The following is a 13,851-nucleotide window of genomic DNA, read 5'->3' as shown; positions in this document are numbered from 1 at the left end:
CGTGGACGGCCCCCCGCCCCGCCTGCGCAGAGTTTCCGTCGCGGGAAATGGATGCTAACGGCGCCCCGTCTTAGAAAGCAGGTTTTCCCATGTGCGGCATAGCCGGCGCGATCCTGAGTGGTGCGCGCGATCCTTCCCTGGTCGATCGGATGACCGCACCGCTCCATCACCGCGGTCCCGACGACGGCGGGCGGTGGGACGATCCCGATGCCGGCGACGGTCCGCGCGCGGTGCTCGGCCATCGGCGGCTCGCGATCGTCGATCTCTCGCCGCTGGGCCATCAGCCGATGGCGTCGGTCGACGGCCGCTGGGTCATCGCGTTCAACGGCGAAATCTACAACCACCTCGCCATCCGCAAGGACCTGGACACCGCCGGCGTGGCCCCGGCCTGGCGCGGCCACAGCGATACCGAGACGCTGGTCGCCGCCATCGCCGCCTGGGGACTGGACACGACGATCCGTCGCTGCGTCGGCATGTTCGCGATCGCACTGTGGGACCGCCGCGACCGTGTCCTGCAGCTGGTGCGCGACCGGTTCGGCGAAAAGCCGCTCTATTATGGCTGGGTCGGGGGGGACTTCCTGTTCGCCTCCGAACTCAAGGCGCTGCGCGTGCACCCCGGCTTCGCCAACGCGATCGATCGCAACGCGCTCGCCGCGTTCGCCGCGCGGACCTATGTGCCGGCGCCCTATTCGATCTACCGCGACATCTACAAGCTGGAGCCCGGCTGCATCCTGACGGTGACGCCGGGTGCCGCCCGGACGGCGCCCGGCGCGGCGCCGGTCGAGGGCCGCCGAGACGGCCTGACGCTGTCGCGCTACTGGTCGTATCGCGATGTGCTGACGCAGGGTGCGGCGGCGCCGATCGCCAGCGAGGACGACGCCATCGCTGCGCTGGACGACGCGCTCGGCCAGGCGATCGCAGGCCAGGCGATCGCCGATGTCCCGGTCGGCGCCTTCCTGTCGGGCGGGATCGATTCATCGACCGTCGTCGCGCTCTACCAGCGCCATTCCTCGACGCCGGTGCGCACCTTCTCGATCGGGTTCGAGGAGGCCGGCTTCAACGAAGCCGTATATGCCAAGGAGGTCGCCCGGCATTTTGGGACCGTCCACAACGAACGCTACGTCACCGTCGCCGAGACCCGCGACGTCATCCCCAGCCTGCCGGCGATGTATGACGAACCGTTCGCCGATTCCTCGCAGATCCCGACCCATCTCGTCAGCCGCTTCGCCCGCGAACAGGTAACCGTCGCCCTGTCGGGAGACGGCGGCGATGAACTCTTCGCCGGCTACAACCGGCATTTCGCCGCGCCGAAGATGTGGGATCGCCTCAGCGTGCTGCCCCGCCCTGTCCGTGCCGCCGCCGGACTGCCGCTCAGCCGGCTGCCGGCGGGCCTGTGGAATGCGATCCCCGGCAACCGTCCGCCGCATTTCGGCGCGAAGATCCAGAAGGCGTTGCGGGTCGCGGGCGGCGCGCGGCGGTTCGACGACGTCTATACGAGCTTCCTCGACGAATGGAGCTTCGAGCCGTCCCCGGTGCTCGGCGCGACGGCCGTACCGGGCTTCGACCTCGATCCCTTCCCGCACGCACCCGATGCGGTGCGGATGATGTATTGCGATGCGACCACCTACCTGCCCGACGACATCCTGGTGAAGGTAGATCGCGCGGCGATGGCGGTCAGCCTGGAAACGCGCGTTCCCTTCCTCGACCACCGCGTGGCCGCCGTCGCCGCCCGCATCCCGCTGTCGCTCAAGATCAAGAACGGTCGCGGCAAGCATGTGCTGCGCGAGCTGCTGTACCGACAGGCTCCGCGCGCGATGTTCGAGCGTCCCAAGGCCGGGTTCGCCATTCCGGTCGGCCAGTGGCTGCGCGGGCCGCTGCGACCGTGGGCCGAGGAACTGCTTGCCCCGTCACGGCTTGCCGCCGAGGGCTATTTCGATGCCGCCGCGGTCACCGCGCGCTGGCGCGACCATGTGTCCGGCCGGCGCGATGCGACCGCAGCGCTCTGGGCGGTCCTGATGTTCCAGGCCTGGCTTGCCGAACAGGCAAATCCGGCCGCTCATGATTGGAAGGAAGCGTCTTGAGGGTTCTCGTCACCGGTGCCGCCGGGTTCATCGGCTTCAACGTCAGCCGGCATCTGCTCGGCCGCGGCGATACGGTGCTCGGCATCGACAGCATCAACGATTACTACGACCCGCGGATCAAGCGCGACCGCCTGGCGCTGCTGGCCGAGCATGGCGATGCGTTCGCGTTCAAGCAGGTCGACTTCTCCGACCATGTCGCCTTGGACGAAGCGCTCAAGGGCGAGGAGTTCGACCGGATCGTGCACCTGGGGGCGCAGGCCGGCGTGCGCTATTCGATCGAGAACCCGCGCGCGTACCTGCAATCGAACCTGGCCGGGCACCTGAACCTGCTCGAGGTCGCGCGTCACCGGCAGGTCGAGCAGATGGTCTATGCCTCGTCCTCGTCGGTCTACGGCAGCAACAAGACGCTGCCGTTCCGCGTTGAGGACCGCGTCGACCAGCCCATGTCGCTCTATGCCGCGACGAAAAAGGCCGACGAGCTGATGAGCGAGACCTACGCGCATCTCTATCGCCTGCCCCAGACCGGCCTGCGCTTCTTCACCGTCTACGGGCCGTGGGGCCGCCCCGACATGGCGATGTGGCTGTTCACCAGGGCGATCATGGCGGGCGAGCCGATCAACGTGTTCGGCGAAGGCAACATGCGCCGCGACTTCACCTATATCGACGACATCGTCGCGGGCATTGTCGCGTGCAACGACAATCCGCCCGCCGACGACGGGTCGGTCAAGGCCGGCGGCAGCGTCAGCCCGCACCGCCTGTACAATATCGGCAACAGCCGGTCTGAGGATCTGGGCGAGATGATCGACCTGATCGAGCAGGCGTGCGGCCGCAAGGCGGTGCGCAACCTGATGCCGATGCAGCCCGGCGACGTGCGCGACACCTTTGCCGACATCAGCGCGATCCAAGGCGATCTGGGCTTCACGCCGCGCACGACGATTGCCGAGGGCGTGCCGCGCTTCGTCGACTGGTACCGCGAGTATCACGGGCTTTGACATCGCACACGATTTTTGGCATCTTACGCGGAACAAGAAGCCCTGATGGGTGTTAGGGCTTCGGCAACATCTCAAAGTTACTGCGATGCAGCATCGCAGCGATTTCGGGTGGACATTACGGGTCGCCGCGTTAGAGAGACGAAGAAATTCGGTTCTTGGCGAATCTGAAGGGGAAGTACGAGATGAAGATGAAGTCTTTCTACACGGCTATGGCGGCCGTTTCGATGATGGTCGCTTCGACCGCATCGGCAGCCGTTTCGACGCCGCTGACGCAGAAGGCCGTTGCTCCGGCCTCGGAAACCGTTTCGGGTGACAACGCCGGCATCGGCAAGGGCACCGGCTTCATCGTTCTGATCCTCGCGATCGGCGCGATCGGCCTGGGCATCTGGGCTGCTGTCGACGCCGACTCGAGCCCGAACAGCCCGTAAGCTTTTTAAAAGCTTCGACCAGGAATTTCGGGGCCGGGCAGCATCGCTGTTCGGCCCTTTCCTGTTTGGGCTTCGCGATTACTGGCAAAGTGAAGTATTCACCGCCCCCCCGTCTCGAACGTGGCTTCGAACGGGTCGCCATCGACCGCAGGCGCCCTCCGAGTGATGGGTCGATTCCGGTACGGGGCATAAAGCCACCGTCATGCTCTGGCGAAGACCGTGGTGGCGATCCTGCGATCCATCCTACGGCAAGCGATGACGGATCACGCGCGCGCGCCCACCCCCTCTCCGATGACCCACATCCCGCGTTGAGCCGACCCGGGGTGCCGGTGTAAGCGACGCAGCAGATGTTTCGGATGCTTGCCCTCTGGATCGGCCTGTCGGCCTGCATCGCGAGCCCGATCGCGCCTGCGGATGCAGCGCAGCACGCCCCTGTCGCCACGGTCTTCGCTCCGAGCCCCCCACCCTATCTGCCCGGTCGCGAGGAGGATGCGCGCGTCGCCGATCTGGCGTTTCGCCTCGCCACCCGCGCCGCCCTGCGCTGCCCGGTCACGGTCCCGGCGCTCGGCTTCGCGTTGCAACACCTGACCCAGTTCGAACTGCCCGATCGCGCCGGCCTCGCTGCGACCCTGGCGCTCGATCGCGGCCCCGGTGTCACGCTCGTCGTCCCCGACAGCCCGGCCGCGGTTGCAGGCATGCGCGCAGGCGATGTGCTGCTGGCCGTCGGCGGCACCCCCCTGCCCCCCGAAGAGGCGCGCGACCTGCCGTTCGTCGCGGCGCGGGCCCATGCCCGCGCGGACGCGATACTCGACCGGATCGATGCAGGCGCCCGTGCGGCTGCAGGTGGCGCGCTGTCGATCTCGGTGCTGCGCGAGGGCACGACCCTGTCCCTGTCGCTTGCCCCCCGCCCCGCCTGCCCCTCGCGCGTCCACCTCGCGCGGTCTGTGCAGCGCAACGCCTTTGCCGATGGCACCCATGTCTTCGTCACCACCGGATTGCTCGCGCGCTTGCGCGGGGACGACGAAGTTGCTTTCTTTCTCGCGCACGAAATGGCGCACAATATCCTCGGCCACGCCGCGGTGATGCGTGGGGGCGATGTGCGGCGGGGACTGGGACGGACGTTGGGGAAAAGCGGCGCGATCATTCGCGGGGTCGAACGCGATGCCGATCGCCTGGGCGCGCTGATGATGCACGATGCCGGGCTCGATCCCGTTTCCGGCGCGCAAGCGCTGCTCCGCCTCGACGGCGGGATGCTGGACGGTCCGTTCGGCGAACATGACAGCCCGGCCGCCCGGATCGCCGCGGTCCGCGCGGCGGTGGCGGCGCCATGATGCAGCGCGATTACTACCAGACGCTGGGCGTCGGGCGGCATGCGTCGCAGGCGGACATCCGCGCGGCCTATATCCGGCTCGCGCGGCGGCATCATCCCGACGGCGGCAGCGAGGGCGCAGCACTGCTGCTGCCAGGGCGTCTGCGCGATATCCAGCAGGCCTATCGCAGCCTGTCGAACGCGGAGGAACGCCGCCGCCACGATACGCTGCTCGACGAGGCCGAGCGGCATCACCGCGTGCGCCAGCAGGCGGTCCAGCGCCGGCTCAGCCGCTACGACCGCCGCCACCCCCGCCCGCGCCTCTACCGCTCGGTTACGCGGCCGAGCTGGCGATCGCTGGTGATGATGGGTGTCGGCCTGGCGATCGTCGCCCGCGTCTCGCTCACGCTGATCGGTTAAGGGATCAGCGCGAGCCGAAGCCGTTGAGCATCGTACTGATGGTCCTGAGCGTGATCAGCACGTCGATCCAGGCCGAGAAGTTCTGGATATAGTAGAAGTCGTAGCCGAGCTTGGTCGACACCGCCTCGATGTCGCTGACATGGCCCTGGTTGACCTGCGCCCATCCAGTGATGCCGGGCCGCACGATGTGGCGGTAGAAGTAGAACGGGATTTCCTGTTCGTACCAAACCGACAGCGGCACCGCTTCGGGGCGCGGGCCGATCCAGCTCATCTCGCCTGCAATGATGTTCAGGATCTGCGGCAGCTCGTCGATCCGGCTGCGGCGCAGGAACCGCCCGAGCCGCGTGATGCGCGGGTCGTTGTCGCCGGTCATCGCCGCGTTGCGCGCATCGTCCGCCTGGTCGGGGGTCGCCACGCGCATCGTGCGGAACTTGAAGATGCGGAACGGATGGCCGCGATACCCCATGCGTTCCTGGCGGAAGAGCACGGGGCCGGGGGAATCGAGCCGGATCGCGATCGCGACGAGCAGCAGCGGCAGGAACAGGATCGGCGCCAGCACCAGCGCCGACCCCAGGTCGATCGCGCGCTTCACCTTGCGATAGGCGAGGTTGGGCAGCATCGATCCGAAGCTGTTCTCCGAGATATGCTCGATCGAGACTCGCCCGGTCAGCGATTCCCGCAGCTGCTTGATATGATAGACGGGCTTCCCGCCGACCGCGGCGTGCGCCAGCATCTGTTCCCACGCCTGTTCATGGTCGAACCGCAGGTCGGCGACGATGACCGCTTCGGGATCGTCGGGGATCACCGGCTCGCTCATCACGATCCATTCGGTGTTGGGCGACTTGAACGCCACTTCCCACCGCCCGAACGGCACGAGGTAGAACCGCCGCGTCGCGCGGCGCAGGACGTAGAACGCAGATCCGAATGCCGCCGCGAGCGAAAAGACGAACGACAGCGTCAGCAACGTGCGGTTGTAGTCGAGCCGTGAAACCAGGATGACCGCCAGCACGCCGCCGAACACGCCGGCATAGGTCGGCAACACGAAGCGGAATGCGCGGATGCCGGGGAACGACGTCACGCGGCGATACATCAGCACCGACAGCACGACCGCGATCATCGCCGCGATCGTCGTATTGCGGATGCCCAGGCCGGTGATCGCATCGCCCTGGGCATAGGTCTGCGCCATTAGCAGCAACGGCAGCAGGATGCCGACCCCCAGCCCCAGCAGCAACTGCGCACGCAGCCGTTCGAAAAGCAGGGCGTTACCGTTCACTGCCGTCTTTACGCGGGTCTGAAGCACGAATACTAACCTTGGGCTGGGACGGACATGCCGACGACCATCCTATCGACTGCAGGACGCAGGCGATATCGCGCGCGCTCTAGCGCGATTGCCTCGAAAAATCGAGCGACCATTCGCTTGTCGCAGTTTTGCCGTGCCGCTACCGGGATGATCCATGACCGATAGCCCCGTCCAGATCGTCCGCACCCGTCGCCACGGCGATTCCCGGGGCTGGTTCGTCGAAACCTACAACCGCGACACGGCGTCCGCGCTCGGCATCATCGCGACGTTCGTGCAGGACAATCATTCGCTGTCGGCCGCGCCGTTCACGCTGCGCGGCCTGCATTTCCAGGTGCCGCCGCGCGCGCAGGACAAGCTGGTGCGCTGCCTGCGCGGGCGTATCTTCGACGTCGCGGTCGACATCCGCCGGGGATCGCCGACCTATGGCCACTGGGTCGGCGCCGAACTGTCGGCCGAGAACGGCGACCAGCTGTTCGTCCCCATCGGCTTCGCGCACGGTTTCCTGACGCTCGAGCCTGACTGCGAAGTCGCATACAAATGTTCCGACACCTATGCGCCCGCGCAGGACGGTGGCATCCGCTGGGACGATCCCGCGATCGGCATCGACTGGCCCCTGCCCGCCGGCGCTATCCCTGAGCTCAGCGCCAAGGACGTGGTCCAGCCCCTGCTCGCCGATTTTGACAGCCCGTTCGCCTATGACGGGCGTCCGCTGCGCCCGCTTGCCTGAAGGACCCTCTCCCATGCGTATCCTCGTCACCGGCGGCGCCGGCTTCATCGGCTCGGCGCTCGTCCGGCATCTGATCGAGAACACCACCCACGAAGTCCTGAACTTCGACAAGCTGACCTATGCCGGCACGCTGTCAACGGTCGAGCGCGTGGCGCAGAGCAACCGCTACCGCTTCGTCCAGGGCGACATCTGCGATGCCGACGCCGTGCGTGCCGCCATCGCCGAGTTCAAGCCGGAGATCATCACGCATCTGGCGGCCGAGAGCCACGTCGATCGCTCGATCGACGGCCCGGGCGCGTTCATCCAGACCAATGTGGTCGGCACCTACACGATGCTGGCCGAGGCACGCGCCTATTGGCTGACACTCGATGCGGACGCGCGCCAGGCGTTCCGCTTCCACCACATCTCGACCGACGAAGTGTACGGCAGCCTCGGCGATACCGGCCTCTTCACCGAGGAAACGCCCTACGACCCGCGATCGCCCTATTCGGCGTCGAAGGCGGGCAGCGACCATCTGGTTTCGGCGTGGGGCCACACCTTCGGCCTGCCGGTGCTCATCACCAACTGCTCGAACAATTACGGGCCCTATCACTTCCCGGAGAAGCTGATTCCGCTGATGATCGCCAAGGCCTTGGACGGGGAGCCGCTCCCCATCTACGGCAAGGGCGACCAGGTCCGCGATTGGCTGTATGTCGAGGATCACGTCCGTGCGCTGCAGGCGGTGTTCGAGCGTGGACAACCGGGCCGCACCTACAATGTCGGCGGGCATAACGAGCGCCAGAACATCGAGGTCGTGAAGACGCTCTGCGCGATCCTCGACGAACTGCGCCCGCGGGCCGATGGCCGCCCGTACGCCGAGCAGATGACGGAAGTCGCCGACCGTCCCGGCCACGACAAGCGCTATGCGATCGACGCCGGCCGGATCGAGGCGGAGCTGGGCTGGACCCCGGCCGAGACGTTCGAAAGCGGCATCCGCAAGACGGTCGAATGGTATCTGGCCAACGAAGCCTGGTGGCGTCCGCTGGTCGCCGCCAAGGCATCCGAGCGCCGCGGCGTCGCGGCCTGACCATGCACCGCATCCTCGTCACCGGGGCGAACGGCCAGCTCGGCCGCGCGCTCGCTGCCCATGACTGGCCAAAGGGGTGGCAGGTCGAGGCCGTCGGTCGCGACCGGCTCGACCTGACCGATCCGGCTGCGATCGCCAAACTCGTCGCGGCCGAGCCGTGGCGCGCGGTCATCAACGCGGCGGCCTATACCGCGGTTGACAAGGCCGAGAGCGACGTCGTCACCGCGTGGGCGGTCAACGCGCTCGCGCCTGCCGCCTTCGCCGCAGCGTGCGCGGCGGCGGATATCCCGCTCGTGCAGGTGTCGACCGACTATGTCTTCCCCGGCGACCGTGACGGCGCGTGGGAAGTCGACGACGCGGTCGCGCCGCTGGGCGTCTACGGCGCTTCGAAGCTGGGTGGCGAGCTCGCCGTCCGGACCTCGGGCGCACGCCATGCGATCGTGCGCACCGCCTGGGTCGTCTCCCCGCAAGGCCAGAATTTCGTGAAGACGATGCTGCGCGTCGCCGCCGACCGCGATACCTTGCGCGTCGTCGACGACCAGGTCGGCAGCCCGACCGCCGCCACCGATCTGGCCGACGCCTGTGCCCGGATCGCGGTACGCCTGGCCGAGGACGCGTCCGCCCCGACCGGCACCTATCATTTCAGCAATTCAGGCGCGGTCAGCTGGGCCGGCTTCGCGAGCGAAATCTTCCGCCAGTCCGCACTGCGTGGCGGGCCGACCGCGAGCGTCGAGCCGATCGCGACCGCCGACTACCCCACCCCTGCCCGCCGCCCGGCGAATTCGCTGCTGTCGCACAGAGCGATCGGCGACGCCTACGGCATCGTGCCGCGCCCCTGGCAGGCGGCACTCAGCGACATCCTCGACGATCTGATCGGAGCACCGAAATGAAGGGTATCATTCTCGCCGGCGGCACCGGTTCGCGCCTGCATCCCGCGACGCTCGCGGTGAACAAGCAGCTGCTGCCGGTCTATGACAAGCCGATGATCTATTACCCGCTGTCGGTGCTGATGCTGGCCGGCATCCGCGACGTGCTGATCATCTCCAGCCCCGAATATATCGACAACTACCGTCGTCTGTTCGAGGACGGATCGGCCTGGGGCCTGACCATCAGCTATGCCGAACAGCCGAGCCCCGATGGCCTGGCGCAGGCGTTTACGATCGGCGCGGACTTCATCGGCAACGACAATGTCGCGCTGGTGCTGGGCGACAACATCTTCTTCGGCGCGCACCTGCCCGACCTGCTGGCGAGCGCGACCGCGCGGACGCACGGCGCGACGGTGTTCGCCTATCAGGTCGAGGATCCCGAGCGCTATGGCGTGGTCGAGCTGACGAAGGACGGCAAGGCGATCAGCCTGGAGGAAAAGCCGACCGAGCCAAAGTCCGACTATGCGGTCACCGGCCTCTATTTCTACGACAACCGCGTCATCGAATTCGCGCGCGACCTGAAGCCCTCGGCGCGCGGCGAGCTCGAGATCACCGACCTCAACCGCCTCTACATGGAAGCGGGCGAGCTGTACGTCGAACAGATGGGCCGCGGCTACGCCTGGCTCGATACCGGTACCCACGACAGCCTGCTGGAGGCCTCCGAATTCGTCCGCACGCTCCAGCACCGCCAGGGCGTCCAGATCGCGTGTCTCGAGGAGATCGCGTTCGAACAGGGCTTCATCGCCGCCGATCAGGCGCGCGCGCGTGGCGAGCTGTTCAAGAAGACCGCCTATGGCCGCGCGATCCTGCGCGCGGTGGACGCCGCCTAGAGGTTACCGCTGCGCGCGCAGCTCGTGCCGGGCCGCCGGCAGCCGCCACCACGGCGTGCCGGGGCTCAGGTGATGTTCGTGGTGATAGGCGCCGAAGTGGAAGCAGGTCATCAGCGAGAGGATCGGCCGTAGCGTGCTGCTGCGCGCGTTGTGCGCGTCGGCGAACGGGCAGTCGTCGTGGCGATGCGGCAGGTACGTGCCGAACACGAACAGCTGCCCGAGCGCCAGCAGCGCCGGGATCGCCCAGAAGACGACGATATTGGTGAGCGTCGCGCCCAGCCACAGATAGACGATCGCGGCGACAGTGATCCGCACGATCTGGCCGTGCGTGTAGTAATTGCGGAAGAAGGACGCGAACCACGGCAGCGCGCGGCGCGGGGCGGCGGCGTGGAAGTCGGGGTCGTCCGGCGTGCCCGGTGCCGCGTGATGCGCATGATGCTTGGGCAGCAGCGCGCCGTAGGACAGGCCGGCATAGGCCCCCAGGCACAGCGTGCCGACGACCCGGTTCAGGCCCGGCCGGCCCGGCGCCAGCGACCCGTGCATGCAGTCGTGCGCGATGATGAAGAGACCCGTGCTGAGCCACGCCTGCACGACGATGACGATCGGTGCCAGCAGCACGGTCGCCGGGCTCCAGCGCCAGAAGAAGATGGCGCCGACATGGATCGCCGCCCACGCCGCGATGATCGCCGCCGCCAGCATCAGGCCGTGCCGCGCGATGGCCGTGTTCGGCCCCAAGCTCATCGCCCGGCGCGTTCGGCCAGGCGGCGCTTCAGCCGGACGGGATCGGGCGCGAACAGGAAGCCGAAGCTGACGCCGTCCTCCTTGGTCTTGACCGCATGGTGCAGCCGGTGCGCCTGGTGCAGCCGCTTGAAATAACCCCGCCGCGGCACCCAGCGCATCCCGAAGCGCTGGTGCACAAGCATGTCGTGCACAAAGGCATAGATCGCGCCGTAGACGGTGATGCCCAGCGCCGCCCACCACACCGGCTCCCACACCATGCCCAGCGTGAACAGGCCGACCACGATGACGGCGAAGGTTACGGCATACAGGTCGTTCCGCTCGAACGCGCCGTCGTGCGGTTCATGATGCGAGCGGTGCCAGCCCCAGCCCCAGCCATGCATGACATATTTGTGCGTCGCCCAGGCAAAGACCTCCATGAACAACACCATGGCCAGGACCAGCAGCAGTTTTTCGTACCAGTTCAACGGATCACCTCGGCACCCTCATGCGGGCCGATATGGCCCGTCGTGCGCGCTGTGCCAGTAGCACGAAGACCGGCTAAGGTCACACGAAGGTCACACCATGCCGATCGCACATCCCCTTTCCGTGCGGTCCGCCGTCGGCGCGACGCCGACGCGGGCGAACGGGCATATCAGCGATGAGAAAGAGCCTGTCGTCGGACCTGTACGTGAAGTTCTCCAACATTGCTTCGACAATCGACCGGGCGCGTGTCTGCTATCGCCCCTAATCAGACGGTGGCGATGGCAATTCGTGCCCGGATGATTCCCCGAGCCTCTCCCGCCAAGGGTTCCCGATCGGGCAGCGGTCAGTTCTTGGGAACGGGCACCACGACGCTCGTTTCCTTGATCGGGCGGCCAGTGAAGAAAGCGGCGATCATGCCGGAAATGGCCGGGTGCGCCTCGAACAGGTCGTGTCCGCCGCCGTGTACGGTCACGCGGGTCAAGCGCGAAAGGCCGGCGGTCGCTGTCGTCTGTTCCTCGATCGGCGTCCGCAGGTCGAGGTCCCCGCTGACCACAAGCGTCGGGATTGCCGAGCGTATGTCGGTCCGAAAGTCTTTGCCAAGGTCCATCCCCGGCACCGTCCCGGCAACCTGCGGCATGGGGAAATTCGTCGCCGTGCCGACGATCGCCGCAGGTGCTTCCCGCCCGATTATGGCGAGGCGCGACGGACTGACACCGGAGGAGAGATCCATCAGTTCGGGCATCCCGCTCATGGTCAGGGGATCCTTGAGGAAGGCGGCGTATAGCAGCGGGGCGACCGCCTCACCCTGCCCGGCATCGAACGCTGCATAGAGCTGGGCCAGCTGCGTCATGCCGGCCGGGTTCTTGGCGATGTTCCCGATCAGCATCCGCAACGGAAACGCGTTCATCGCGAAGCGGATCGTGCCCGTGGCGTCGCCCAGCGTCATCACCTGCGGCCTGGCATCCAACCTGGCGTGGACGCGCCGCATCGTGGCAAGCAGGGCGGCCCCCTCCGCGGCGCCGGCCGAGTTGGCGAGCCGCCCGAGTGCTGCATCGACCCGCGCCGGCAGCTTGACGGTCTGGTCCATGCCTTCGACCGAGGCCATGACAACGCGGTCGACGCTGCCCGGATGGCGGCGCATCATCTCGAAGGCCAGATGAGTGCCATAGGATATTGCCCAGAGCCGCAGCTTGGGAGCGCCGATCGCACGGCGCAGGTCTTCCACGTCGTCGGCGTTCTCCGGCGTCGTATATCCCTCAACCGCGACGCCTGCCGCGCGCCATTTGCCCACGCATGTCGTGAGCGTGTCGCGATAATAGCGGGTGAACGCCTGTTCGCTCAGCCCACCGGCGGGGTCGAGGCTGGTGGCGGCCTTGCAGGGCGGAATGGAATTCGAGATGCCGACGCCACGCTGGTCGAGCGCAATCACGTCGCCCAGCGCGCGCAGGGCGAGGAAGATCGGCTGCCTAGCTCCTCGCGCGGCATCGATCCCCGACCCGCCGGGACCGCCAGCCAGGTAGACGATCGGCGCGCCGGGATGGGCGGCGGTGGACCGGAACCGGACGAAGCCGATGCGGATGCGGCGCGACTTGGCGTTACCGCGCCGCTCGGGCACCTCGAACGACCCGCGTTCGGCCTGGATGACGGTGCCGTCCCGCAGCTTGAAGGGATAGGGCTCAACCGTCAGCGCGGGGGCTGCCGCGCGGATCGGTTGCCGGACGGGCGCCAGGCCGGACGTGGCCGCGGACACGGGCACAGACGCTATTGCCAACACCATGCCGGCAAGCACATGCGAATGCCGGATATGGCGTCCCCACGACCGCCTCGCATCTGGACCCGCGACCTGCATGAACCTACCCTTCGACCGTTATATAGTTAGTCTATGGTAATTAGATGGAAGAAACTAGCAAGAGCCATTCGATCGCGAATGATCTCTCGATCATGGCGGTGCGACTGATCCGCTGGCTGCGCGCGGCCGACGAAACGGCGGCCCTGTCAGGCCCGCTCACATCGGCGATGGCGGTCGTCGTCCATTCCGGCGGGATCGCGCCATCGGCCCTTGCCGAGCTGGAGCAGGTGCGTCGTCCGACGATCACGCGGCTAGTGGACGAGCTCGTATCGCGGGGACTGGTTCGCCGGGAACCCCATCCCACGGACAAGCGGGGATCGATCGTCGTGGCCACCGCCGACGGGCTGGCCCTATGGCGAACGGGTCAACTGCGCGCCACGGCACCGCTGGCGGCGCGGATCGACGCGCTCCATCCTGACGAGCGGCAACGACTGGAGGGGATTTTACCTTTGCTTGCGCGGGTGATGGAGCCACCCGGCGAATGACCCTCATCATTTGAGAGCAGTGGTTCGAACGATCCTGCCTTGCCGTTGCTCGATCGTTTTCGGGTGAGTGGTGCAGCGCCGTGGTGGCCTTCCCTGAGACGTTTGCGCAAGCAGACAGCGCACTGTCCGCCATAATGCGGCACAACATCGTCCTGCCGCTTCACCGGTACCCGGACCTGCCCCCTCCCCGGCCGGTCGAGCCATGCTTACAGGCACGGCGGCGGCGCCCCCCCCC

The 13,851-nt window shown here is 67.2% G+C and carries 14 protein-coding genes; 10 read left to right on the top strand and 4 right to left on the bottom strand.

Features of this window, described 5'->3' with window-relative positions; translation table 11 throughout:
* Positions 1-89 precede the first annotated feature (89 nt).
* The 5 genes from asnB to ASE86_RS11895 all read left to right on the top strand — a co-directional run bounded on the left by asnB (position 90) and on the right by ASE86_RS11895 (position 5,230).
* Positions 90-2,081: an asparagine synthase (glutamine-hydrolyzing) gene (gene asnB, locus ASE86_RS11915; RefSeq protein WP_056427138.1), complete on the top strand. Its 1,992-nt coding sequence runs from the start codon at positions 90-92 to the stop codon at positions 2,079-2,081.
* Complete coding sequence (locus tag ASE86_RS11910; RefSeq protein WP_056427134.1) at positions 2,078-3,073, top strand: GDP-mannose 4,6-dehydratase; 996 nt, start codon at positions 2,078-2,080, stop codon at positions 3,071-3,073. Before asnB ends, ASE86_RS11910 begins: the two co-directional genes overlap by 4 nt.
* Before the next feature lie 155 nt (positions 3,074-3,228).
* Positions 3,229-3,501: a hypothetical protein gene (locus ASE86_RS11905; protein WP_156347145.1), complete on the top strand. Its 273-nt coding sequence runs from the start codon at positions 3,229-3,231 to the stop codon at positions 3,499-3,501.
* 356 nt (positions 3,502-3,857) lie between these two features.
* Positions 3,858-4,832: a M48 family metallopeptidase gene (locus tag ASE86_RS11900; RefSeq protein ID WP_056427128.1), complete on the top strand. Its 975-nt coding sequence runs from the start codon at positions 3,858-3,860 to the stop codon at positions 4,830-4,832.
* Positions 4,829-5,230: a J domain-containing protein gene (locus tag ASE86_RS11895; RefSeq protein WP_056427127.1), complete on the top strand. Its 402-nt coding sequence runs from the start codon at positions 4,829-4,831 to the stop codon at positions 5,228-5,230. Before ASE86_RS11900 ends, ASE86_RS11895 begins: the two co-directional genes overlap by 4 nt.
* A 4-nt stretch (positions 5,231-5,234) precedes the next feature.
* Here the strand turns inward: ASE86_RS11895 and ASE86_RS11890 are convergent, their stop codons facing one another.
* Positions 5,235-6,530 (bottom strand): sugar transferase, encoded by a 1,296-nt coding sequence (locus ASE86_RS11890; protein WP_056427120.1) that lies wholly within the window; start codon positions 6,528-6,530, stop codon positions 5,235-5,237.
* A 154-nt stretch (positions 6,531-6,684) separates the two neighbouring features.
* Between ASE86_RS11890 and rfbC the strand changes: the two genes are divergently transcribed.
* From rfbC to rfbA, 4 genes are read left to right on the top strand one after another with little or no spacing between them, the layout of a single operon-like run.
* Positions 6,685-7,257 (top strand): dTDP-4-dehydrorhamnose 3,5-epimerase, encoded by a 573-nt coding sequence (gene rfbC, locus ASE86_RS11885; protein WP_056427117.1) that lies wholly within the window; start codon positions 6,685-6,687, stop codon positions 7,255-7,257.
* Positions 7,258-7,270: 13 nt separating this feature from the next.
* Entirely contained in the window at positions 7,271-8,323 is a 1,053-nt protein-coding gene (rfbB, locus tag ASE86_RS11880) for a dTDP-glucose 4,6-dehydratase (RefSeq protein WP_056427114.1), read from the top strand.
* Positions 8,324-8,325: 2 nt separating this feature from the next.
* Positions 8,326-9,213: a dTDP-4-dehydrorhamnose reductase gene (rfbD, locus tag ASE86_RS11875; RefSeq protein ID WP_056427110.1), complete on the top strand. Its 888-nt coding sequence runs from the start codon at positions 8,326-8,328 to the stop codon at positions 9,211-9,213.
* Positions 9,210-10,079, top strand: coding sequence for a glucose-1-phosphate thymidylyltransferase RfbA (rfbA, locus tag ASE86_RS11870; RefSeq protein ID WP_056427109.1), 870 nt, complete (start codon positions 9,210-9,212; stop codon positions 10,077-10,079). The genes rfbD and rfbA overlap by 4 nt, the downstream gene beginning before the upstream one ends.
* A 3-nt stretch (positions 10,080-10,082) precedes the next feature.
* Here rfbA and ASE86_RS11865 read toward each other — a convergent pair whose 3' ends face one another.
* The 3 genes from ASE86_RS11865 to ASE86_RS11855 all read right to left on the bottom strand — a co-directional run bounded on the left by ASE86_RS11865 (position 10,083) and on the right by ASE86_RS11855 (position 13,032).
* Positions 10,083-10,820, bottom strand: a complete 738-nt coding sequence (locus tag ASE86_RS11865; RefSeq protein WP_056427106.1) for a fatty acid desaturase — start codon at positions 10,818-10,820, stop codon at positions 10,083-10,085.
* On the bottom strand, positions 10,817-11,284 hold the full coding sequence (locus ASE86_RS11860; RefSeq protein WP_056427104.1) for a sterol desaturase family protein: 468 nt from the start codon (positions 11,282-11,284) through the stop codon (positions 10,817-10,819). The genes ASE86_RS11865 and ASE86_RS11860 overlap by 4 nt, the downstream gene beginning before the upstream one ends.
* A gap of 341 nt (positions 11,285-11,625) precedes the next feature.
* Positions 11,626-13,032: an alpha/beta hydrolase gene (locus ASE86_RS11855; RefSeq protein WP_056427101.1), complete on the bottom strand. Its 1,407-nt coding sequence runs from the start codon at positions 13,030-13,032 to the stop codon at positions 11,626-11,628.
* A gap of 143 nt (positions 13,033-13,175) precedes the next feature.
* On the opposite strand from ASE86_RS11855, the gene ASE86_RS11850 reads away from it, so the two are divergent.
* Complete coding sequence (locus ASE86_RS11850; RefSeq protein WP_056427098.1) at positions 13,176-13,616, top strand: MarR family winged helix-turn-helix transcriptional regulator; 441 nt, start codon at positions 13,176-13,178, stop codon at positions 13,614-13,616.
* Positions 13,617-13,851 lie beyond the last annotated feature (235 nt).

This window comes from Sphingomonas sp. Leaf33, from assembly GCF_001421785.1.
Taxonomy (GTDB): domain Bacteria; phylum Pseudomonadota; class Alphaproteobacteria; order Sphingomonadales; family Sphingomonadaceae; genus Sphingomonas.
Note: the sequence above shows the minus strand (reverse complement) of the source record. Positions and strands in the feature narration are given on the sequence as shown.

Excerpts from the sequence above, each read along its gene's own strand:
- asnB (WP_056427138.1), top strand. The coding sequence starts at position 90 with ATGTGCGGCATAGCCGGCGCGATCCTGAGTGGTGCGCGCGATCCTTCC.
- ASE86_RS11900 (WP_056427128.1), top strand. The coding sequence starts at position 3,858 with ATGCTTGCCCTCTGGATCGGCCTGTCGGCCTGCATCGCGAGCCCGATC.
- ASE86_RS11895 (WP_056427127.1), top strand. The coding sequence starts at position 4,829 with ATGATGCAGCGCGATTACTACCAGACGCTGGGCGTCGGGCGGCATGCG.
- rfbC (WP_056427117.1), top strand. The coding sequence starts at position 6,685 with ATGACCGATAGCCCCGTCCAGATCGTCCGCACCCGTCGCCACGGCGAT.
- rfbB (WP_056427114.1), top strand. The coding sequence starts at position 7,271 with ATGCGTATCCTCGTCACCGGCGGCGCCGGCTTCATCGGCTCGGCGCTC.
- rfbD (WP_056427110.1), top strand. The coding sequence starts at position 8,326 with ATGCACCGCATCCTCGTCACCGGGGCGAACGGCCAGCTCGGCCGCGCG.
- rfbA (WP_056427109.1), top strand. The coding sequence starts at position 9,210 with ATGAAGGGTATCATTCTCGCCGGCGGCACCGGTTCGCGCCTGCATCCC.
- ASE86_RS11865 (WP_056427106.1), bottom strand. The coding sequence starts at position 10,820 with ATGAGCTTGGGGCCGAACACGGCCATCGCGCGGCACGGCCTGATGCTG.
- ASE86_RS11850 (WP_056427098.1), top strand. The coding sequence starts at position 13,176 with ATGGAAGAAACTAGCAAGAGCCATTCGATCGCGAATGATCTCTCGATC.